The organism is Bacillus sp. FSL R5-0659, assembly GCF_038008785.1.
In the GTDB taxonomy this organism is placed as follows: Bacteria; Bacillota; Bacilli; order Bacillales; family Bacillaceae; genus Bacillus; species Bacillus safensis.
Window position 1 is genome coordinate 2,659,169 of the sequence record NZ_JBBOZU010000001.1, and the last position, 20,971, is coordinate 2,680,139.

Genomic DNA, 20,971 nt, shown 5'->3' on the forward strand with positions numbered 1-20,971 from the left:
ACAGGGAATGTCTCCCTGCGCTTTTTTTAACGAATTAAACCGTTTTTTTCTAAATAAGCAAGACTTTGTCTTAACACATCATCTTTCATAATAAAACTGAAATTCTTATTTTTTGCGATGGATCTTGGCAAGTCTGCGAAAAGAACGGGTCCTTTCGTTTCAAAATACGTGTCTTGCTTCACTAGCTTTTCAATATCAGCGAAATAAATATTCTTGACAATGACCTTTTCTCTGCCCAGCACCTGATATTGACCAATATACGTTAATTCACGAACAACAGCACCCGTCTCTTCTTGAATCTCCCGTATAGCAGCTTGGTCTGCTTCTTCATCCGGCTCAACTTTCCCTCCTGGAAACTCATAGCCCCGATCCTCATGTTCAGTGAGCAGCCACTTCCCTTGGTAGCGGCAGATGGCCCAAACATGCTTAGGATGACTTGAAAAAGGCTTCCCCTCAAAAGAGAGCTTGACCGTATTATGATAATAGTCTTTAAATACATGCATGTGAAATCCCTCATATCCTGTCCTTGCTTCTTGTAAAACATCATACCACAGATCACATTTATCTGAAGAATTTTTATCAAAAGTGAAACAAACGAGTGGTTCCAACTCGTCTGTATCTAAAATGAGGTATTGTTGCTAAAACCTTTTTATCATCTCCAACTTCACCCAATTTTAATCATGAAACCTTTTATCCCTATATGACGTAAATGAATCAGTGTTTGTCCTATGACAACAAGGAGGAAATCAGCATGAGTATAAAAAATGGGTCAAAACAAGACGCACCCCATGAGGTGATCAAGAAACACCTCGTGAAAGGGCAAAAGTTAGATTTAACAAAAGACAATCCAGCGGTCGACCAAATTCATATCGGGCTTGGCTGGGACCTGGCCGGTCAGCCAATTGATTTAGATACGCAAGTGTTTCTTTTAAATGAAGAGGACAAACTGTTGTCTCCTAAGCATCTGATCTATTATCACCAGCAGCAAAGCTTAGACGGAGCTGTTCGTCATCTTGGTGATCATCAAGTTGGCGGAGGGTATCGAGACAATGAAATGATTATTATGCAATTAAGCAGAGTCTCACCTGATATTCATAAAATTGTCGTCACAGCCACAATACATGATGCACACGAACGCCAGCATCATTTTGGACAAGTCACTAATGCCTATGTGCGCCTTACTGATCAAATCTCGCAGCAAGAGATTTGTACCTTTCAGTTAACAGAAGATTATTCGTATTGTACATCCATTATATGCGCAGAACTCACGAGAGATCAGGAGGAATGGAAAATCACTGCGACCGGGCAAGGGACTACTCTAGATTTACATGATTTATGCCGCATCTATGGATTCACATCTTGACGCAGGAAAGGAGCCGGCACCCATGGGATTTCATTTCATCACAATAGAAGAACTTACCTTACAAGCAGAAGGCAGCGGAATCTTTTTTGCCAAAAAGGGCGCAATGATTGCCGATCAAGGAAGTTTCCAATACCGCAAGCGATTACTTGGAACGAATAAAGGAAATATGGTCAGCCAAGTATTTAACCATATCAGCAGGAAATTCACAGGTGAAAACCTTGAGATGATGGAAGTGAGTGGACAAGGTACTTGCTATCTGGCTGATTCAAGCGAGCATGTAACAGTGATTAATCTTGAGCCAAGCGGTCCTTGGCAGCATGTAAGTGTAGAAAGTGAAGATTTACTTGCCTTTACTGAGGAATGCCATTACGGCGTCACACCAGTAGGCGTTGGTATTTTATCGCAGAAAGGACTGTTTACATCAAAACTCTCTTATCAAGGGCACGGAGCGCAGGTCGCCATCAAAACGAATGGAAATCCGCTCATTTTAAAAGCCCCCTGCCGCGTAGACCCTGACGCAATTGTCGCTTGGACGGGCAAAGCACCAAAGGTCAAATTAGATGTGAACTGGAAAACTTTCATTGGACAAACATCTGGTGAATCCTATTTATTTGAGTTCCAAGAACAAGACCAAATTGTTATTATTCAGCCATCTGAGCGCACATCTGGCTTACGGGTTGGCTTAGATGATAATCGCTATAAGCCTCAGAGCCAAAGCTCCTCTCATGAATTCACCAATTCACAGCAAGAAAATAGAGGCGGCGGGATCACTGATCTGATCGGAGGCATTTTACAACCGCGAAAATAAAGCATGTAGAGATTCTCTACATGCTTTTTCAATTCATCAAACCATTTGTCTCAATAAAGCTCCTTGTCTCTTCATTGCCGAGCTCATAAATCATTGTGTAAATCTCTTTTCTTTTTCTATCCATTTCATCATTTGGACTATCATAATGATATTCAAGAAAAGGAACATGTGCCCGAAAGAAGCCTTTCCAATCTGTCATATACTGTTCATCGAAATAGTCTCTCAGCTGCAAAATTTGATCATCATCTGCTTCTATTTGAAATTGCCAAGCCGCTGCATCTCTATGCTGCGATATCGATCCATCTTGTACGGATACATAGTAGGTGTGTCTCGCCATCTGAATCATCCTTTTTCCTTTAGTATGACCAGATATAAGGAAATTACGGCTTTTTGCGCAATTTATTTTTCAACATGTCCAATACATCAATAAACAACTGTGGAATGGGAACTCCAAGGGCTCTGGCTGTCGAGACGATTTGGTAAGATTCATAAATAATATAAAAGATGATCGCTAAATCCTTAATCGCCCCATTTGTCTTCAGCATGACATCAAAGAAGTGTGCCATAGATATTAAGGAGACTGTCACAATCTTTCGAACAAGCCGCGTAAAAAACCGCTTCATTGTGAGCTGTCCAGTCAAAGATTCTCTTAGGCTTGAACAAATTAATTCAATAGCCATCAACGTTACTAAAATCATCAGTAAATACCCTGCTCCACCAAACAGAAAGCCCATCGCCGACAAACTCACTGTAACCAACGAAAAGATGCCTAAATCCTTGCTCACTTGGCATCAACATCCTTTCAAAGTGGAACTCCTTACCTCAATAGTATATGCAGGATTTTCGCAATAGCTTGGACGACAAAAAATAAAGGCGCTGTTATGTACGCAGGGATACGAATGAGACCAAAAAAGCCGCCCCATGAGGCGGCTTCTCTTTTTTAGACTCTAACATCAATAAATGAAGCATCTGAATCCTTTGGCTGAACAGCTTGAGGCTGCTGCTGCACTTGATCCAGCATCACCATAGCTTGTGCTGTATTCGTAGCAAGCTGTGAATTCAACAAACTAATATTGAGTGTCTTTTGAATGCTCGCTACTTGCTGACTCATCATTCCTGCAATAGAAGACATCTTCTCCCCTCCCTTCTCTTTTCTCTTCGGCTGAAAGCCCTATGATTTCAATGGGCTGTCTGTCCCGATTCCAATAAAAAAAGAATGTCGATCGATATATGACCGACATTCTTTTCCTATACGTGTATTATCCTAAATATGCTTTAAGCATCCAGTTGTGTTTTTCAATGGATTGATGAATCGCAAGCAGCATATCACCTGTTGTTTCATCGCCAACCTCTGCAGCCAGCTCCATTCCTTTCTTTAATTCCTCAGCGATATTGGAGAAATCATCATATAGATTTTTCACCATTTGCTCCGCTGATTCTTTGCCTTCTGCTTCTTGAATGCTGGAAATTTCTAAGCACTCTTTCATTGTCGCAACAGGCTGTCCATTTAAAGCTAGCATACGCTCAGCCAAATCATCAATATATGTAGCTGTTTCTGTATAGAGTTCCTCAAATTTCTCATGGAGTGTAAAGAAATCTTTCCCCTTTACATACCAATGATAGTTATGTAATTTCACGTAAAGTACAGTCCAATCAGCTACTTGTTTATTGACAACGTTTAATAAATTTTCAGACATGTTTATTCCTCCTTATGTAATTGCGTTTAGTATGAGAATACCCTTTTCTTATTATACTGAAACCTGCCGTCAATTTCTTCTATTTTGACTGCATGAAATATATGTTAATATGGAAATAAGGAGGGAGTTAGATGCTGTTACTTGGGATTATCAGCTTTATCATTATCTCAATCGTTGTCTTTTTATCATTATGGACGACATCGAAGGCTTATGAATATAAGCATAAAGTCGATTCACCACAAGATACTGAACCAAACCAACGTCCTAATCCAAAATGAAACCGCTTTTAATGATGTGAGGTTTTTTCATCTTCAATAGATGAACTCTCTTTCTTCACCTCACCTACGTGGATGTTCGTTTTCGGCATATTATGCTGCTGTTTAGCTGTCACATGGACTTGTATGATATAAAGGCCATCTTTTTTGAAGGCTGTGTGCAATTCGTATACACCTTTGTTTTCTTTCTTTGGCTGAATCATCTTACTGTTATCCTTGTCGCCATCTTTCCACACTTCAAATTGAACATCATCTGCATCATCAACAGGCGTATCACCGTATGTGACAGCTGCTTTTACTATAACGCTTTCATTTTTCTCCACTTGCTCAGGTCCTGTAAGCTTTACTTCTAATAACTCAGGCACTTCCCCTTTTCCGCTGTTTGCTGCAGAGTTTCCACATGCACTTAATAACGTGAGCATCAGAATTATTCCCAACATTTTTCGCATCGTGCGTTTCCCCCTTCTTTTACTGACATGTCCATTTTAACAAATATCCCCTATTTTGACATCACTGTTGGAATTCAAATAAAAAACCGGACATCTAAATGTCCGGTTCATCATTCTTTTAACCAAATACTTTTAAAAGCTCTTCTTGATCCTGAGAAAGCCAGAAACGCATTAAACGTTTTGCTCCTTCAAGATCATGAAGCTTCGCTTGGCCGCATTGCTCTTCGTTTGCAGCAGGAATTTCTGTTACTTCAACTGCATCCTTGAATGTTGCATCAAGAAGTTCAACGATTTCTTTTGGAGTTGGTGCACCACTGACAACTAAATAGTAGCCTGTCTGGCAGCCCATTGGAGAAATATCAATGATATCAAAATGATCATATTTCTCTGAGTGTGTTCTAATATTAAACGCAAGCAAATGCTCTAATGTATGAATCGTATCAGGTTTCATCGCCTGCTTGTTAGGCTGACAAAAACGAATATCAAATTTATTTACTTCTCCATCTGATCCCACTTTATGAACGCCGCAATGACGAACGTATGGCGCTTTTACAGCATTATGATCAAGTTCAAAGCTTTCAACTGAAGGCATAATCACCACTCCTATAATTGCAATTTCCTATATTATAACATATTTCTCCGACCAGTTTAGTTTATAAAACTTTCCTTCCTTGTCCTTTTTTCTTATACTGTGGAAGACAGACAAGGAGGAACCTCTATGAAACAAATTTTTATCGGCATGATACGCTTTTATCAAAAATGTATTTCCCCTCTTACACCGCCAAGCTGCCGGTTTTATCCAACATGCTCAAACTATGGACTAGAGGCGATCAAAACGCATGGCGCGATCAAGGGTGGCTGGCTGACCATAAAGCGAATTTTGAAATGTCATCCGCTTCACCCTGGCGGCATCGATCCTGTTCCGCCTAAAAAGGAAAAGTAACTTACTTTTCTTCATATCCGTTGACAACTAAGTCAAGCTTCCCTGTTCCAGGGTCAATGACAAGCCCATGTACAGGTACATCTGATGGAAGAAGCGGGTGATTTTTTACTACGGACACACTGTCCTTTACGCTCTCTTCAACTGAACTAAAGCTTTTGAGCCACTGTTTAAAATCAATTCCTGAGTATTCCAGTACTTCAATACGCTTTTCTGGAATACCACGCTCAACGGCTTTATTTAAAAGTGTCTGGCTGTCAATTTTGCTCATCCCGCAATCATGATGCCCAATGACATATACCTCGTCAGCATTTAATTCATACACAGCAACTAAAATGCTTCGCATAATACTTCCAAATGGATGAGAAACAAGCGCTCCAGCACTTTTGACAATCTTAATATCGCCATTTTTCATGTTCATTGCACGCGGAAGCAGTTCAACAAGTCTTGTATCCATACACGATAGAATGACAGCTTTTTTCTGTGGAAACTTTGTTGTTGTAAATTCTTCGTATTTCTTTTCTTCAATAAATTGTTGATTATATTCGATGATTTCATCTAAAAGTTTCATACGTTTGTCCATTCCTTTATCTTTTTTTAAAAATAAATATAGCACAATGTAAGAAATTTCGTCACGTTTTGCAGCTTATTTTTTCAGAGGAAACATCTGCTGACGAAAATTTTTTATTTTCCTCTTTTCAAATCGTAATTATTACGATACAATAACTCAGGACATTAAATCGTAATCATTTCTATCTATTAGTTTGAGAGGAGACATTTTCTACATGAAAAAAATCTTTTTTATTTTAACAGCTGCTTTATTCGCGATCGGCCTTGCCGCGTGCTCAAGCAGTGCGGGCACTAATGCTTCAAAAGGAAAGGCAGACGGGAAACTAATCATTTACACCACGATCTTCCCAATTCAAGATTTCACTGAAAAAATAGGCGGCTCTCACGTTCATGCTCAGAGCGTGTATCCTGCCAATGCAGATGCACACAGCTTTGAACCAAGTTCGAAAACGATGGTTGAAATGGCTGAAGGTGATGCCTTTATCTACAGCGGCACAGGGGCTGAAGCATTCGCAGACAAAACTGCTGCCACATTAAAAGACCAAGGTGTGAAAACAGTCAAAGCAGCCGAAGGCATCAAATTGTTATCGACAAATGAAGAACATGCACATGAAGAAGGCGAAGATCACGATCATGAAGGTGAAGACCACGACCATGACGGGCACGATCACGGAGATAAAGACCCTCATGCATGGTTAGACCCAGTTTATGCGCAGCAAATGGCGAAAAACATTAAAGACACACTCGTCTCATTAGATCCAGATCATAAAAAAGAATACACAAAAAACTATGAAAATCTAAAAAAAGATTTACAATCCCTTGATCAAGAATTCAAAACAACGTTATCTAAAGCCAAACATAAAGAAATTCTTGTTTCTCACGCAGCTTATGGTTATTGGGAAAAGCGCTATGGCATTGAGCAAATCAGCGTTTTAGGATTATCTGCTTCCGAAGAGCCTTCACAAAAGCAGCTCGAAAACATTGTACAAAAAGCGGAAAAGCATCACATTCAATACGTTATTTTTGAAAACAACGTCAGCAGCAAAGTATCAGATACAATCCGCAGTGAAATTGGGGCAAAAAGCTTAACCCTTAAAAATCTAGAATCCATTACTGAAGATGATGCCAAAAATGGCGAAAGCTACGTCAGCTTAATGAAACAAAACTTAAAGACCTTAAACACCGCTTTAAATGATTAATGTTTTGAACCCCGGGCTTTATCAGCCGGGGTTTTTTGCTGTAAAAAAGCACACCGTTATCAGGCGTGCTTTTTTGATTACATTTGATATTTTTTCTTAAACAACTCGGCTCTTCCGCCTTTTTCTCCGAATTTTTGACGTCCTGTATAAAAAGGATGCGTATCAGAGCTTGTTTCTACTTTAATGACAGGATACGTTTTCCCATCTTCCCACTCTACTGTCTCATTTGATGTCTTTGTTGATTTACTCAAGAAGCGGTAACCGCTGTTTACGTCCATAAATACAACTTCATGTGAGGTTGGATGAATATCTCTTTTCAATGTCAAAACTCCTTTCGTTATCAAAACGTAATGATTACGCTTTATAATTATATTCTACTCCCTCTTATACAACTTGTCAAAAAACAAGCTTTCTTAGTCAGGAAGAATAATCTAAAAATGGTGGAGAATAATAAGCATCATGAAAAAGAGAAGCGATAAGAAAGGCGGAGAAAAAATTGACTGATCTCGTTTTAGCTAGAAGCCTGTTCGGCACAACCATGGGCTTTCATATTATTTATGCCTCGCTTGGCGTTGGCATCCCGCTAATGATTTTGTTAGCTGAACTCATCTTTCAAAAAACGAAGGACCCGCATTATGCCATCATGGCCAAGCGATGGACAAAAGCACAGGCAGTTCTGTTAGGGGTCGCCATTCCAACAGGTACTATTGCTGGTACGCAGCTTGCCCTTTTATGGCCAGGTTTTATGGAGGTTATCGGAAAAGTCATGTCACTGCCATTCCAGATTGAAATCTATGCGTTCTTTATAGAAGCATTATTTATGTCTATTTATGTGTATGCAGCGGATCGCCTATCAAATGCAATGCGCATCATTACGGTTATTTTTATCGTCATTGGTGCAGCTGCATCAGCGATTCTGATTACAAACGTACATGCTTTTGAAGGGACACCTGCTGGCTTTCAGATGGTGAATGGAGAAATCACAAACATCGAGCCTTGGAAGGCCTTTTTCAATCCAAGCTTTGCTGTGACTGCTACACATGTTGTGCTGTCTGCTTTTACAACAGGTGCTTTTGTCATTGCTTCCGTTGCAGCTTTTAAAATGCTCAAAACTAAAAAAAATGAGAAGCTCTATACATTTCATCGAAAAGCCCTTTTTCTTGGACTCATTGTAGGAGGACTTTTCTCTTTTCTCACAGCCTTAAATGGCCACGAATCTGCTCAGCTTCTGTATGAATATCAGCCTGAAAAGCTGGCTGGAGCTGAAGGTTTATTTGAAACTCAATCACATGCGCCTCTTGCAATAGGTGGTTTTACGGATGCTGATGCGCAGGAAATTAAAGGTGCGATCGAAATTCCTTGGGCGCTTAGTTTTCTTGCAGGAAATAGCTTCGATACGGTGGTCAAAGGGTTAAATGATTTTCCCCGTGACGAGTGGCCACCTTTATTTATACACACATTATTTAACGGCATGGTCATTATTGGATCGGTGCTCATTCTATTTGCGGTATTGGCACTGCTTTACCGTAAAATTTTAAAACGTGAAAAATTTCCGAAGTGGCTTCTTTTTCTTTACTTATTCGGCGGGCCTCTTAGTCTTTTGGCTATTGAATTTGGCTGGATCTTTGCTTGTACAGGCCGTCAGCCATGGGTCATTTATCGAATGCTCAAAACCTCCGAGGTTGTCACATCATCTGGCTCGATCGGGACACTTTTTATCCTTTTTGCCATTGTCTATCTCATCTTAGGCATAGCAACCGTTATTGTGCTGACGTACTACTTTAGAAAACATACGATTGAAGAAGACCTACGGTTAACAGAATCTTAAAAAGGGAGCGATCTTGATGCAAATGGATGTTACAACTGATGCGCTCATTGCAATCACCATCTTATGGGGATTCGTTTTTATCTATGCAGTGATGGCATCAATGGATTTCGGTGCAGGATTTTGGTCGATGATTTATATGAATAGAGAACAAACAAAGGCAGCTAATATCGCGAATAAGTATCTTTCTCCAACATGGGAAGTGACAAACGTTTTTATTGTGGCCATCGTTGTCGCATTGTTCAGCCTGTTTCCAGGTGCGACCTTTGTACTTGGTACCGTTTTATTAATACCCGGCAGCATCATCTTATTGCTTCTTGCACTGCGAAGCGGGTTTCTCGTGTTTTCTCATTCACTGCCTAAGAAGTACCGAAAAGCAGTGACTTATATTTCAGGGATCAGCGGCTTTATCATTCCGTCCATCCTGATCATGGTTCTCCCAATTACCCATGGTGGATTTATTTTTCAGGAGAACAACGTCTACTCATTAGATCTTGGACTGGTCTTTACAAGTGCAAATGTTTATTCTTTTGTCGGCTTTGCCATCTTCAGCACCCTTTTTCTTTCGTCCTTGCTTTTAGCTGATTTCTCTAATGTAGCTAATGAAGATGAAGCTTACAGCATTTATAGAAGAGGGGCGCTCATTACAGGTCCACTTTCACTCATGATGGCCTTTTTTATCATGCTGACATTACGAAGCGAGGCGAATTGGCTGTTCACAAAAATGATGCAGAACATCCCTATTCTTCTTGTATCTCTCCTAATGTTCCTGCTAGCAGGACTAGCTCTATTTTTACCAAACAGCCGTTTTAAGCATCGGAAAGGGAGACCACGCCTTGCCGTCATTGCGATTACCATTCAATATTTCTTAGCAAGCTACGTGTACGGGCGTGCTCACTTGCCTTATATGGCCTATCCAGATATTACAATCATGTCTGGATTTACAGACCCTGTCACATTTAGGGCGTTATTTATCACCTATATTGTAGGTTTTATCATCTTATTTCCTGGGTTCTATTTCTTCTGGAAATTATTTATGAAGGATAAGCGCTATATTCGTCAGGAAGATTAACATGAATGGACGAGCTTCATTTCGGTTACATTATAGATGAAAGACATACTCAAAAGGAGGTCATCTGTATGAGTCAAAAAATCCTTTGTGAAGTCAATAACTGTTCCTATTGGAATACTGGAAACCGCTGTGGTGCAGATGCAATCTATGTCGTCAGCCACACAGGAAATACGGCTGAGAAAAGTGAAGAAACGGATTGTAAAACGTTTAAACCACAAGATCTTTAAGTCTCATTAAAGGAGGCGCTTCAATTTGAAACACGATCGGCTGCTTCAAACGTTTTTTGACGAAATTCATGACGCGGATGAAGCCGCATTCCATCAAGCCGCTCACTCCTTTTTAAACCTTTGGGATTATGAATATGGACATGCAGCAAACATGCCCAATGAAATGCATCAGTATATCGGACAGCTTGCTTATGACAGCGAGCTGGTAGAAGAGTAAGAAAGAGCGGTTCACCGCTCTTTCTTTTTGTTCAGACAGGAAGGAAAAACTTTCCCTCACTATACATCCATTCTATTGGATAAGCAAAAGGTGATTTCTTCGTTTTTATCTCACAAAATCATGTTTTGTAAACACGTCGATTTTATCTGAAAACGAACGGAGCGCTTGGTAATCAACTTCCACGCCCATTCCTGGCGAGCGAGGCACCTCAATAAATCCATTTTCAACCTTAATTTCAGGAAAAATGATATCCTGCTCCCAAAATTTTGACGAAGCTGAAATATCACCGGGAATTGTAAATTGAGGAAGTGAAGCAAGTGCCACGTTCTGCGCGCGGGAAATACCTGTTTCAATCATCCCCCCGCACCATAACGGAATTTGATGCTCCTTACTGAACGTATGAATTTTAAGCGCCTCTGTCAGTCCGCCAACTCGTGAAGGCTTCACATTAATAATTTGACAGCTGCCAAGCTCTACAGCTTTTCTGGCATCATCTAAAGAACAAATACTTTCATCTAAACAAATCGGCGTTTTTAAATGCTTTTGCAAATGGCGATGGTCCACAATATCATCTGCAGCTAAAGGCTGTTCAATCATTAATAAACGAATATCGTCGAGCTGCTTGAGCTTGCTAATATCTTTTAATTCATAAGCAGAGTTTGCATCTGCCATTAATGGCAGCTCAGGAAAAGACTCTCTGATCTTTTGAAGAAGTCCAATATCTTGTCCTGGTTTAATTTTCACCTTCACCCGCTGATAGCCTTGATCAACAAATTGCTGAATTTGCTCAAGCATATCGTCAATAGGGCCTAACCCCGCCACAACACCAGATGGTATTCTATCTTTTGTGCCGCCTAATACATCGCGTAAAGACTTATTCTCACGCTTCGCATAAATATCCCAAACAGCCGCTTCAATGCCTGCTTTGGCCATCCTATTGCCTTTAAATTGATACAGACTGTCCGGTATTTCTGAAGGATGTGTAAAGGTGCGTGTCAGCACGTTCGGGATAAAGAAAGCCCTCAGCATATGATAGCAAGTCTCAATTGTTTCTTCTGTATACCACGGAGAAGAAAAAGCAGATACCTCTCCCCATCCAGTTAGTCCTGTTTGGTCTTTTACTTCAACAATAATAAACTCACGCTCTGAAATGGTTCCAAGACTTGTTGTAAATGGTTGTTTAAGCTTCATCGTGACATGATATAAAATTACTCGTTCAATTTGAATCATTTGAAAACCCCTTTGATCTGAGTCTGTGCCTTTGCAATTTATTCGACGCATTTCTTGGCAGCTCGTTCACAAAGTGAAAAGCGGCGGGCCATTTATATTTGGCTAAATGCGACTCACATAAAGCATAGAGCTCATTCTCCGGTATCTTATCATCTGTTACAAGGAAAGCAGCCGGTACCTCTCCCCATCTATCATCATACATACCCGTTACTCCGGCTTCCTTTACATGCGGATGTGTTAGCAGCACCGCTTCAATTTCCGCAGGATAAATATTTTCTCCGCCAGAAATAATCAAATCTGAACGGCGGTCAAGCACAAATAAGAACCCTTCCTCATCCACATAGCCAATATCACCCGTCTTCAGCCAGCCCTCATGAAAGGCAGCCGCGGTCGCTTCTTCACGGTAAAGGTATCCTTTCATCACATTTGCACCTTTCACCATAATTTCGCCATGCTCAAAAGGACGGCAAATGCGATCATCATCTTGAATTTTCAGCTCACACCCAAAAAGAGGTTTTCCCGCTGACCCAAGCTTCTCTACACTAAATTCAGGTGCAAGCGTCACAATTTGTGAACAGGTTTCCGTCATACCGTACGATTGAAAGACAGGAAAGCCCTTCTCTTTGCTTTCTTGGAGCATCGCATATGGCGCAGGTCCTCCGCCTAATAAAAGACAACGCAAAGAAGACGGACATTCTTCTAGTCTGCTTAATAACCGAGATAACATCGTCTGCACAACAGAAATCATCGTCACACGATGCCGTTCAATAGAATCCTTTACTTCATCAACGTCAAACTTCTGATGAAGCACGACTGTCATTCCATAGATTACAGACTTAAATAAGGCAGATAAACCGCTAATATGAAAAAGAGGCAGGGCAATGAGCCAGCGGTCATCCTCTCTGAGACCCAAATTCAATGCAGAGGAAACAGCACTATGAAAATGATTGCCAAACGTTTGCTCTACACCTTTTGGACGTCCTGTTGTCCCAGATGTATACATGATGGTTGCTGTTTCATTCAAATCAAATTCGCTCTCGATCTTTTTTTCATGGCCTTTCCCTGGTTGAGGTAAAGTTTCCATTGTATAAACGGGTAAATCACCCTTATGATCGCTTGCATAAATAGATTCCGTTAATAACGCCGCTGCTTTTGCATCTTCTAGCTGATAGCGCCTTTCAGCTTTTGTCAGCTTATTATTCAATAGCACAATTTTTAATCCTAATAAAAAACACGCATGTACAAGCATCACCATGTGAGGATGATTGTTCATCAAAAGCGCAACTGTTTCCCCTCTTTTCAATGATGCCTGTGCAAGTCTATTTGAAAGCTCGTCCGCTTCTTGAGCTAATTCGTGAAATGTCCACTCTTTCTCTTGATAAATAAGTGCGACTCGATCTGGTGTTAAATAGGCACGGTGCAGCAGCCAATTAGGTTGCTTCATCATGAGACACCTCCTTTTCGTAAAAGAAAACAGCTTAGTCTGATGCACTAAGCTGTTGTTCATTAATATCATTGAATCAAGGGAAACGCGGGAACTGACCGAAGTCCGGCTTGCGTTTTTCCTTAAAGGAATCGCGTCCTTCTTTTGCTTCATCTGTTGTGTAATAAAGAAGTGTCGCATCTCCTGCAAATTGCTGAATTCCAGCTAATCCATCCGTATCTGCGTTAAATGCAGCCTTCAAGAATCGTAAAGCAGTCGGGCTCTTTTCTAGCATTTCCTCACACCACTTTACTGTTTCCTCTTCAAGCTGATCTAATGGGACAACTGTGTTAACAAGTCCCATATCAAGCGCTTCTTGTGCATTGTATTGACGGCATAAGTACCAGATTTCTCTTGCTTTCTTATGACCTACAATACGTGCAAGGTAGCCTGAACCGTAACCGGCATCAAAGCTGCCTACTTTTGGACCTGTTTGTCCAAAAATCGCATTATCTGCTGCAATTGTCAGATCACATACTATGTGGAGAACGTGTCCGCCTCCGATTGCATAACCTGCAACCATCGCAACAACCGGTTTTGGAATCACACGAATCAAACGCTGTAAGTCTAATACATTTAGACGTGGAATTTGATCGTCTCCTACATAACCGCCATGGCCGCGGACTTTTTGGTCTCCACCAGAACAGAATGCTTTTCCGCCAGCACCTGCAAGTACGATCACACCAACTTCTGAATTATCACGAGCTCGTGAAAATGCATCAATTAATTCACTAACAGTCTTTGGGGTAAACGCGTTATGTACGTGTGGACGATTAATCGTAATCTTTGCGATCCCATTATACGTTTCATATAAAATTTCGTCATACTGACGCTCAGTTTGCCATTCAATAGCCATCAATATTTCCTCCTCTAATCTTGCGCTAAAATAAACTCACTTACTATTTTACCAAAAAAATGTGGTTGTTCCACATGAACTGTATGCCCAGCATGCTCAGCCAATATGAATTGACTTCCCTTCAGCTCCTGCTGCATACATTTGCCGATATGGCAGAACTTTTCATCAAGCGTTCCGCAAATGAGCAAAACAGGTAAATGAATATGCTTTAATGCCTTCCAAATAGACGGCTGTGAACCTGTTCCGATTCCTTCTAAGCTGCGAGCCAGCCCAAGTGGATTGGCTTTCAGTCTTCCCTCTCTCAGTTGAGCCTGCTTTTCCGCCGATAAAGCTTTCTGCGAAGCAAACAAAGGAATGCTCTCCCAAAAATCCACAAACTTCACTAAGCCTTCATGCCTGATTTTTTGGGCAAGCTGATGATCCTGCTTCAGTCTTGCCATCCGCTCTTTAAAAGTGCGAAGCCCTGGAGACGTACTCTCAAGGATCAGTTTGTTGACACGATCTGGATAACGAGCAGCAAATGATAAAGCAATACGCCCTCCCATAGAATATCCGAGAATATTCACTTTGTGAAGCTTTAATTGGTTTAAAATCTCTGCAAGATCTGCCAGCTGCTGAGACATCGCATATCTTCTCACACTTTCTGGCGAGTCCGTACGCCCATGTCCGAGCAAGCTGACCTGAATCAGTCTTGTATTCTCCAAATTAGCATTCAAGAACGTCCAAGACGCTGCACTTCCAGTGAAGCCGTGTAAGCATAATGTGGCATTTGCTGCCGATGGGTTCTGATCCACCACTTCGTACGCTACCCCATCACGCATTCTTATGATGAGAGAAGGCATTCTTTTTTCACTTCTTCCAATATGTCATCCATCATTTGACGATGCTTGTCTACACGGGAATGACGATCTGTTTCAATTTCAATTAAATGAAGCCCAGGTTCATCGATATGCGCCATATACACATCATGCAACTCTTGTTTCGTTGCGGGTTTCGAATAGGTTCCCCCATATAACCTCGATGCATACTCAAAATTCAGTCCTGTCGGCGTTCCAAAGAGCTTTTCATAATACGGTTCATCAGACGCCTGCGGAAGGAAAGAAAAGATACCTCCCCCATCATTGTTTATCAAAACAACTGTCAAAGGAATGTCCATCAGCTTAGCTGCAAGCAGACCGTTCATATCATGGTAAAATGATAAATCTCCAATGACCAAAGTGACAGGCTGCTTCAAAGCTGCATACGTGCCAAGTGCTGTAGACACAACGCCGTCAATGCCATTTGCTCCGCGATTCGCCATCATTCGAAAAGGCTTGGACTGAGTTTCAAAAAATGTATCTACATCACGAATCGGCATACTATTTCCGATAAAAAGGACGCTCTCCTTTGGCAAGAGGTGCTGAAGCTGACGGTACACATTCCCTTCAAAGGACAAATCCTCATCTGAATAGCTGGCTGCATTCGTTCTGAATGAAGAATTAGCATTCTGCCATCGGTTTAAGAAACTTGTCTCTTTACGTTGTACTGCTTGATTTAATACTGCTTCTACAAAAGCAGAGACAGTACTTTCAATGACGTATGAAGCACTTAACCCAGGATCACGGAAACCTCCGGCAGCATCTACAACAATCTGCTTCACTTCCGCATGTTTTTCCAGCCACTTGAATAAAGGCTTAGATACAGGCATCGGTCCAAAACGAATGACCATATCCGGTAAGAGATGCTGCTGTAATGCCTCATCTTTTAATAAAGAATCATACGCATCGATAATGAGATCTTCATTTTCATGCCCGTTGCGCAAAAGAGAAAGCGGGTCAGCTAAAATAGGTAAATGCAGGGCTTTCGAAAGGCGTAAAACCGCCTCTTTTTCTTCCTGTGTATGAAGTTCACCAGCCACAATCAGTCCCTTTTTGGATTCGTTCATGACGGTCGCGATTTCAGACATCACCCGATCATTAGGGAAAGCCTGACCTGATGCTAATACCTTTTTCGTATCCTCTTTTTCTCGCGCGAAAGGATCAATAGACAGATCAGGAAGCAATGGCTCTCTCAGAGGTACATTGACCTGAACAGGCCCCTTTGGCTCCTGCATCGACATGTGATTTGCTCTCGCAGCTGCCGCCTGAACATAACGCAGCATCGTTTGACTGTCCTCCGGCAATGCTAAGTCTGTGAACCATTTAACAAACTTACCGAATAAGAATTGCTGGTCAATCGCTTGAGGTGCCCCAACTTCCCTCAATTCGTGCGGCCGATCAGCAGTTAAAACAATAAGAGGTACACGAGAATAATGCGCCTCTACAACGGCTGGATAAAAGTTAGCAGCTGCCGTACCTGATGTACAAATAAGCAGCACTGGTGATTGACTTGCTTTTGCAAGACCAAGCGCATAAAAAGCAGCAGACCGTTCGTCCACTAAAACATGGACATGGATGTCTTGATGAGCAAGGGCCAGCATCGCAAGCGGAGTTGATCGAGAACCAGGACAGACAACTGCCTCTTTCACACCACCTTGGACGAATTCATCCATCAATCTGCCTATATATGTTGTCATGATGTGATTATTCAATAGGATGACCTCCAAGAGCAGACAGCATTGGTCTTAACTTCACTTGTGTTTCTTCATACTCCTGCTTTGCAAGGGAATCCTCTACAATTCCGCAGCCAGCGAACAAACGAACACGGTCTTCCTCAATAAGACCTGACCGAATGGCTACAGCAAATTCTCCATTATCCTGAGAATCAATCCAGCCTACGGGCGCTGCATACCAGCCGCGCTTGAGCGGTTCGATTTCACGAATCACTTCAACCGCCATTTCCTTTGGATATCCGCCTAGTGCCGGCGTCGGATGGAGCTGCTCAATTAATGAAAAGAGGGAACAGCTGCTTTTAATTTCTCCCACAATCGGTGTAAACAAATGCTGAATGTTTTTTGTTTTATAAAGACTTGGTTGATTTGGTTTATGCACGTGAAGGCAATTCGCTTCAAATGCTTGCTCAATCATATTGACAACAATTTGATGTTCAATCAAATTCTTCTCATCATGCAGCAGTTCCTCGCCTAATGCGTGATCCTCCGCTTCATCTTTTCCGCGAACAATGGAGCCTGCTAAACAGGAGGAAAAGACCTCTCCGCCGCTTTTTTTCACTAAGCGTTCCGGCGTGGCTCCGACAAATGCTTGTCTTCCCTGTTCAACCGCAAATACATAACTCGTTGTTTGATGCTTTAATAATTCCGCTAATAGTGGAGCGAGTTCAATTTGATTTTTATAGTGAAGCAAGACTTCTCTTGCTAAAACAACCTTTTCATATTCGTTTGCACGAATGTGGTCTGTCGCTTCTTCGATCGCCTTCATCCATTCCTTCACATCCAGCTCTTCCACATGAACAAGTTCAGCTTGTCCACCAGTCCGAACTGGCAATGTCTCGAAACGAGAGGCTTTTTGTTCTAATTCCTGAATAAGCTGATGAACGTTCCCATCCACCTGCTTCCACTCATTGATCGTAAGAAAACTGCCTTCTTTTGAGACAGTCAGCATGATCGATGGCACAAAAAAATGAGCCTCGCCAAATGCTTCCCAATGACGCGCCTTCTCTTCATACGGATCAAACGAGAATCCTCCAAATAAAAGCGGACCAACAGCCGCTTGCTTTAACTCCTTTTCATCATGAAAATGGAACATGTGCTGCTTGAGCTGTTCCCATTCTTGATGGACTATATCGAATCGTTCCTTGCCTTGCTCAGATGATTTAATGACGGCCGCTCTGCCAAGTCCAGAAAATATCATTTGGCTTTCTGGATCAGACCAAAAAAAACGCTCGCCTAAAAAATCCGCTTCGCCGCTTTGGAAAAAGGCAAGAGGATCCAGATCGTCAACTCTTCTGGAGTAGCTTATCAAAACAGCATGGTTGACGTTATTCGCTTCTTCTAATGTCGCAAGCGCTTCCTGCCGGAAAGTACTTTGCACTGTTGTCACCATGATACATTCCTCCAAAATCCATGAATTACATAAAAAATAAAAACATAATGAAAAAATACATGAACATTCGAATATGTCGAATGACCTGCTTTTCTATTATAAACCTTAACAGATGAACTTAGTAAAGAAAACAGCTTCTAAAACCTCGAATCCTTATTATATCACGCTTTCAAGATTTTTTCGCTCTTGCTTATTGAAACGAGAGCATCTAAAGCAAAATGGCAGGACCGTTCTAAAATCAAGCTTTCCTTCGATATGGCAACGATTAGCAAACATCTTTTTCCCGATTCATCGCATCAATATATTGACACCTTTTTGAACTTTGCTAAACTGGAATTTGGACGTGTACGTATTTTTTTATTTAAAGGAGTATATTTTATGCAGCATCAATCGATATCAGATCAGCTTTCACCAATAAAGCCTGATAAAAACTGGCGAATTTGGTGGAATTTACTACGACCACATACACTAACAGCGGCATTTATTCCCGTTACTTTAGGAACTGTTTTAGCACTTCCAAGTGGTCAAATACATGTTGGGCTATTTTTAGCCATGCTGTTTGCATCTATGTTTATCCAAATCGCAACAAACATGTTTAATGAGTACTTTGATTATGTTCGCGGGCTGGACAACGAGAAATCTGTCGGCATCGGCGGAGCCATTGTAAGAAACGGTGTGAAGCCAAAGACAGTCCTCAGCCTCGCTTATGCACTATTTGCACTTTCTTTATTACTTGGGGTCTATATTTGCATGATGTCTAGCTGGTGGATTGCATTAATAGGACTTATTTGTATGGCAGCAGGCTATTTCTATACTGGCGGCCCTGTACCAATTGCATATACACCGTTTGGAGAACTTGTTTCAGGTGCTTTTATGGGATTAGGAATCATCCTGATTAGTTTCTATATCCAAACAGGCACTCTGACGTCTAAAGCGGTTCTCATTTCACTACCAATTTCTATTTTAGTGGGTGCCATCTTACTGTCGAACAATATCCGTGATTTAGACGGGGATAAGGAAAATGGACGAAAAACACTTGCCATCCTTGCTGGACGTAAAGCTGCAGTGAACATTTTACTTTCCATGTTTTTGGTATCATATGTACTCATTTTTGTTTATATCTTCACAGATATCGTCGGTCTTTGGAGTCTTCTTGTTTTACTCAGTGTGCCAAAAGCCTATACAGCCATTAAAGAGTTTAAGCAAAAAGAAAAACCGATTGAATTAATGAATGCCATGAAATCTACAGCTCAAACCAATACATTTTTTGGTTTTCTGCTGACGATCGCTTTGATATTACAATACTATATCGCGTAACAAAGAACGCCTGCAGCCGCAGGCGTTTTTTTAATTAGGAATTGCTTCAAATTGGAACTAGTCTTACATACAAAATTGCTCATACTAACAATATGTTTGATATGAAAGGATGATCGCTTTGTTGTCAAAAGACGAATTACATCATTTGAAGCAGCGTCTTCTCGATGAAAAGAAAGAACTTGAAGCCAAAAGCCATGACGATGAACAGAAAATATCCTTTCCTTACGATTCAGTCGGAGAACTGTCTGCCTATGATAACCACCCGGGCGATCAAGGGACAGAGCTGTTCGAGCGTGGGAAAGATATTGCTTTAAACAGCTTGGAACATGAACATATGTTAGATATCGATGAAGCACTTCAAGCCATTGCAGACGGCTCTTATGGACTATGCAAGGTCTGTAAGGCCCCTATTCCAAAGGAACGCTTAGAAGCCTTGCCTACTGCCGTCACATGCACAGAGCACACAAAAGAACAGACCGTTTCACAAAACCGTCCGATTGAAGAGGATTTATTAAGTCCGCCAGCTGGACAATTTGAAAATGAAGAAAGTGCTGCGTACGACGGAGAGGATGCCTACCAAGACGTAGAACGCTACGGAAACTCTGATACCCCGTCTGATATGGAATTCCCACCTTTGACATACGATGATGTGTATACACAATCAGAAGATGAAGATTATGTGGAGGACTACGAAGGATTCGCAGCTGCTGATATTGAAGGAAAAGCAAGCAAGGTGTATCCGAACAAAGCACACGAGGCCTATGAAGAAGCATTAGACGAAGAAGGTGTCATGACGGTATTTGGTGACTTGAAACCGTACGAGGAAGAACCTTATACAGAAGAAAATCATTAGTCCCCTCATATTGGGGGCTTTATGTTTATATCATGTAATGATTGGGAAATCACTTTAAGAGTGAATTTGATTGGAGGAGATTCTTGATGGCTAGAAAAAGTATCATTTGGGCGATTGTCGTCTTCTTTATTACATACGCACTATTCTCTATTGCCGGATTTTTGTTCCCCATCGACAGAGAATGGTATGACGCATTAAATAAACCAGAATGGACACCTGGTGGCGGTGTGATTGGTGCTGTGTGGGCTGTCTTATTTGCACTCATCTCATTGTCCGCAGCGATCATTTATGGAAAATATGGATTCCAAAAAATCACTTTACCATTTTGGATTCTTTTCCTTTTAAATTACGTATTCAATCAAGCCTTTAGCTTTTTTCAATTTACACAAAAGGATTTGTTTGTGGCTACGATCGACTGCCTGCTCGTTGCACTGACAGCACTTGCACTTGTCATCGTCTCACGTAAACTAAGCAAAGTCGTTCCAATTTTACTGATCCCTTATGTCTTATGGGGCTTCTTTGCGACATACTTGTCTTATACGATCTATTCCATGAATATGTAAAAAAAGACCGCCATGATAGCGGTCTTTCGTTTTGAAGAAAACAAAAA

The 20,971-nt window shown here is 41.3% G+C and carries 27 protein-coding genes; 12 read left to right on the forward strand and 15 right to left on the reverse strand.

The annotated features are described in order from the left end of the window. Nucleotides 1–26: 26 nt before the first annotated feature. Entirely contained in the window at nt 27–503 is a 477-nt protein-coding gene (ytkD, locus tag NSQ72_RS13600) for an RNA deprotection pyrophosphohydrolase (protein ID WP_039180876.1), read from the reverse strand. A gap of 248 nt (nt 504–751) precedes the next feature. Between ytkD and NSQ72_RS13605 the strand changes: the two genes are divergently transcribed. Beyond that, a complete protein-coding gene (locus NSQ72_RS13605; protein WP_224929199.1) occupies nt 752–1,363 on the forward strand; it encodes a TerD family protein in 612 nt (203 codons plus the stop codon). Nucleotides 1,364–1,385: 22 nt separating this feature from the next. After that, nucleotides 1,386–2,171 carry an AIM24 family protein gene (locus tag NSQ72_RS13610; RefSeq protein ID WP_039180879.1) on the forward strand — a complete coding sequence of 262 codons (786 nt, stop codon included), beginning with the start codon at nt 1,386–1,388 and terminating at the stop codon, nt 2,169–2,171. A gap of 28 nt (nt 2,172–2,199) precedes the next feature. Here NSQ72_RS13610 and NSQ72_RS13615 read toward each other — a convergent pair whose 3' ends face one another. The 4 genes from NSQ72_RS13615 to NSQ72_RS13630 all read right to left on the reverse strand — a co-directional run bounded on the left by NSQ72_RS13615 (nt 2,200) and on the right by NSQ72_RS13630 (nt 3,868). Then, nucleotides 2,200–2,508, reverse strand: coding sequence for a hypothetical protein (locus NSQ72_RS13615; protein ID WP_024425787.1), 309 nt, complete (start codon nt 2,506–2,508; stop codon nt 2,200–2,202). Between the two features lie 43 nt (nt 2,509–2,551). Further along, nucleotides 2,552–2,956 carry a phage holin family protein gene (locus NSQ72_RS13620; protein WP_064497782.1) on the reverse strand — a complete coding sequence of 135 codons (405 nt, stop codon included), beginning with the start codon at nt 2,954–2,956 and terminating at the stop codon, nt 2,552–2,554. A 155-nt stretch (nt 2,957–3,111) separates the two neighbouring features. After that, entirely contained in the window at nt 3,112–3,303 is a 192-nt protein-coding gene (locus NSQ72_RS13625; protein WP_024424925.1) for a hypothetical protein, read from the reverse strand. A gap of 127 nt (nt 3,304–3,430) precedes the next feature. After that, complete coding sequence (locus tag NSQ72_RS13630; protein ID WP_039180885.1) at nt 3,431–3,868, reverse strand: Dps family protein; 438 nt, start codon at nt 3,866–3,868, stop codon at nt 3,431–3,433. Nucleotides 3,869–3,999: 131 nt separating this feature from the next. On the opposite strand from NSQ72_RS13630, the gene ytzI reads away from it, so the two are divergent. Then, the gene (gene ytzI, locus NSQ72_RS13635; protein WP_059375225.1) at nt 4,000–4,146 is read left to right on the forward strand and encodes a YtzI protein; all 147 of its coding nucleotides are present in this window, start codon (nt 4,000–4,002) and stop codon (nt 4,144–4,146) included. A gap of 8 nt (nt 4,147–4,154) precedes the next feature. Here ytzI and NSQ72_RS13640 read toward each other — a convergent pair whose 3' ends face one another. Together NSQ72_RS13640 and NSQ72_RS13645 are read right to left on the reverse strand one after the other, a co-directional pair. Next, the gene (locus NSQ72_RS13640) at nt 4,155–4,592 is read right to left on the reverse strand and encodes a FixH family protein (protein WP_341084294.1); all 438 of its coding nucleotides are present in this window, start codon (nt 4,590–4,592) and stop codon (nt 4,155–4,157) included. A 118-nt stretch (nt 4,593–4,710) separates the two neighbouring features. After that, a complete protein-coding gene (locus tag NSQ72_RS13645; protein WP_003217624.1) occupies nt 4,711–5,184 on the reverse strand; it encodes an S-ribosylhomocysteine lyase in 474 nt (157 codons plus the stop codon). A 126-nt stretch (nt 5,185–5,310) separates the two neighbouring features. Here NSQ72_RS13645 and yidD point away from each other — a divergent pair, with 126 nt between their 5' ends. Then, complete coding sequence (gene yidD, locus NSQ72_RS13650) at nt 5,311–5,535, forward strand: membrane protein insertion efficiency factor YidD (protein ID WP_041107381.1); 225 nt, start codon at nt 5,311–5,313, stop codon at nt 5,533–5,535. 1 nt (nt 5,536) lies between these two features. Here the strand turns inward: yidD and NSQ72_RS13655 are convergent, their stop codons facing one another. Then, the gene (locus NSQ72_RS13655; protein ID WP_024424929.1) at nt 5,537–6,103 is read right to left on the reverse strand and encodes a beta-class carbonic anhydrase; all 567 of its coding nucleotides are present in this window, start codon (nt 6,101–6,103) and stop codon (nt 5,537–5,539) included. A 214-nt stretch (nt 6,104–6,317) separates the two neighbouring features. On the opposite strand from NSQ72_RS13655, the gene NSQ72_RS13660 reads away from it, so the two are divergent. Next, nucleotides 6,318–7,301 (forward strand): metal ABC transporter solute-binding protein, Zn/Mn family, encoded by a 984-nt coding sequence (locus tag NSQ72_RS13660; RefSeq protein ID WP_047203536.1) that lies wholly within the window; start codon nt 6,318–6,320, stop codon nt 7,299–7,301. Between the two features lie 77 nt (nt 7,302–7,378). On the opposite strand, the gene NSQ72_RS13665 is transcribed toward NSQ72_RS13660, so the two are convergent. Beyond that, nucleotides 7,379–7,621: a type B 50S ribosomal protein L31 gene (locus NSQ72_RS13665; protein ID WP_034665302.1), complete on the reverse strand. Its 243-nt coding sequence runs from the start codon at nt 7,619–7,621 to the stop codon at nt 7,379–7,381. A gap of 176 nt (nt 7,622–7,797) precedes the next feature. On the opposite strand from NSQ72_RS13665, the gene NSQ72_RS13670 reads away from it, so the two are divergent. The 4 genes from NSQ72_RS13670 to NSQ72_RS13685 all read left to right on the forward strand — a co-directional run bounded on the left by NSQ72_RS13670 (nt 7,798) and on the right by NSQ72_RS13685 (nt 10,642). Beyond that, complete coding sequence (locus NSQ72_RS13670; RefSeq protein WP_039180899.1) at nt 7,798–9,129, forward strand: cytochrome ubiquinol oxidase subunit I; 1,332 nt, start codon at nt 7,798–7,800, stop codon at nt 9,127–9,129. Nucleotides 9,130–9,151: 22 nt separating this feature from the next. Then, entirely contained in the window at nt 9,152–10,198 is a 1,047-nt protein-coding gene (locus NSQ72_RS13675) for a cytochrome d ubiquinol oxidase subunit II (RefSeq protein WP_169510868.1), read from the forward strand. 68 nt (nt 10,199–10,266) lie between these two features. Beyond that, nucleotides 10,267–10,425 carry a DUF1540 domain-containing protein gene (locus tag NSQ72_RS13680; protein ID WP_008342921.1) on the forward strand — a complete coding sequence of 53 codons (159 nt, stop codon included), beginning with the start codon at nt 10,267–10,269 and terminating at the stop codon, nt 10,423–10,425. 25 nt (nt 10,426–10,450) lie between these two features. Then, entirely contained in the window at nt 10,451–10,642 is a 192-nt protein-coding gene (locus NSQ72_RS13685; RefSeq protein ID WP_041086813.1) for a hypothetical protein, read from the forward strand. A 105-nt stretch (nt 10,643–10,747) separates the two neighbouring features. Here NSQ72_RS13685 and menC read toward each other — a convergent pair whose 3' ends face one another. From menC to NSQ72_RS13715, 6 genes are all read right to left on the reverse strand, one after another. After that, nucleotides 10,748–11,872: an o-succinylbenzoate synthase gene (gene menC, locus NSQ72_RS13690; protein WP_058838180.1), complete on the reverse strand. Its 1,125-nt coding sequence runs from the start codon at nt 11,870–11,872 to the stop codon at nt 10,748–10,750. Continuing rightward, nucleotides 11,859–13,319, reverse strand: a complete 1,461-nt coding sequence (locus tag NSQ72_RS13695) for an o-succinylbenzoate--CoA ligase (protein WP_144464268.1) — start codon at nt 13,317–13,319, stop codon at nt 11,859–11,861. Before NSQ72_RS13695 ends, menC begins: the two co-directional genes overlap by 14 nt. 73 nt (nt 13,320–13,392) lie before the next feature. Further along, the gene (gene menB, locus NSQ72_RS13700) at nt 13,393–14,211 is read right to left on the reverse strand and encodes a 1,4-dihydroxy-2-naphthoyl-CoA synthase (RefSeq protein ID WP_039180914.1); all 819 of its coding nucleotides are present in this window, start codon (nt 14,209–14,211) and stop codon (nt 13,393–13,395) included. A 14-nt stretch (nt 14,212–14,225) separates the two neighbouring features. After that, nucleotides 14,226–15,053 (reverse strand): 2-succinyl-6-hydroxy-2,4-cyclohexadiene-1-carboxylate synthase, encoded by an 828-nt coding sequence (gene menH / locus NSQ72_RS13705; protein ID WP_341084298.1) that lies wholly within the window; start codon nt 15,051–15,053, stop codon nt 14,226–14,228. Further along, on the reverse strand, nt 15,035–16,780 hold the full coding sequence (gene menD, locus NSQ72_RS13710) for a 2-succinyl-5-enolpyruvyl-6-hydroxy-3-cyclohexene-1-carboxylic-acid synthase (protein ID WP_144491303.1): 1,746 nt from the start codon (nt 16,778–16,780) through the stop codon (nt 15,035–15,037). The genes menH and menD overlap by 19 nt, the downstream gene beginning before the upstream one ends. Further along, nucleotides 16,773–18,191, reverse strand: coding sequence for an isochorismate synthase (locus tag NSQ72_RS13715; protein ID WP_059375200.1), 1,419 nt, complete (start codon nt 18,189–18,191; stop codon nt 16,773–16,775). Before NSQ72_RS13715 ends, menD begins: the two co-directional genes overlap by 8 nt. A gap of 378 nt (nt 18,192–18,569) precedes the next feature. On the opposite strand from NSQ72_RS13715, the gene NSQ72_RS13720 reads away from it, so the two are divergent. From NSQ72_RS13720 to NSQ72_RS13730, 3 genes are all read left to right on the forward strand, one after another. Beyond that, nucleotides 18,570–19,508, forward strand: coding sequence for a 1,4-dihydroxy-2-naphthoate polyprenyltransferase (locus NSQ72_RS13720; RefSeq protein WP_039183276.1), 939 nt, complete (start codon nt 18,570–18,572; stop codon nt 19,506–19,508). 118 nt (nt 19,509–19,626) lie between these two features. Further along, nucleotides 19,627–20,361: a TraR/DksA C4-type zinc finger protein gene (locus NSQ72_RS13725; protein ID WP_341084302.1), complete on the forward strand. Its 735-nt coding sequence runs from the start codon at nt 19,627–19,629 to the stop codon at nt 20,359–20,361. Nucleotides 20,362–20,447: 86 nt separating this feature from the next. Next, entirely contained in the window at nt 20,448–20,924 is a 477-nt protein-coding gene (locus tag NSQ72_RS13730) for a TspO/MBR family protein (protein ID WP_024424942.1), read from the forward strand. Nucleotides 20,925–20,971 lie beyond the last annotated feature (47 nt).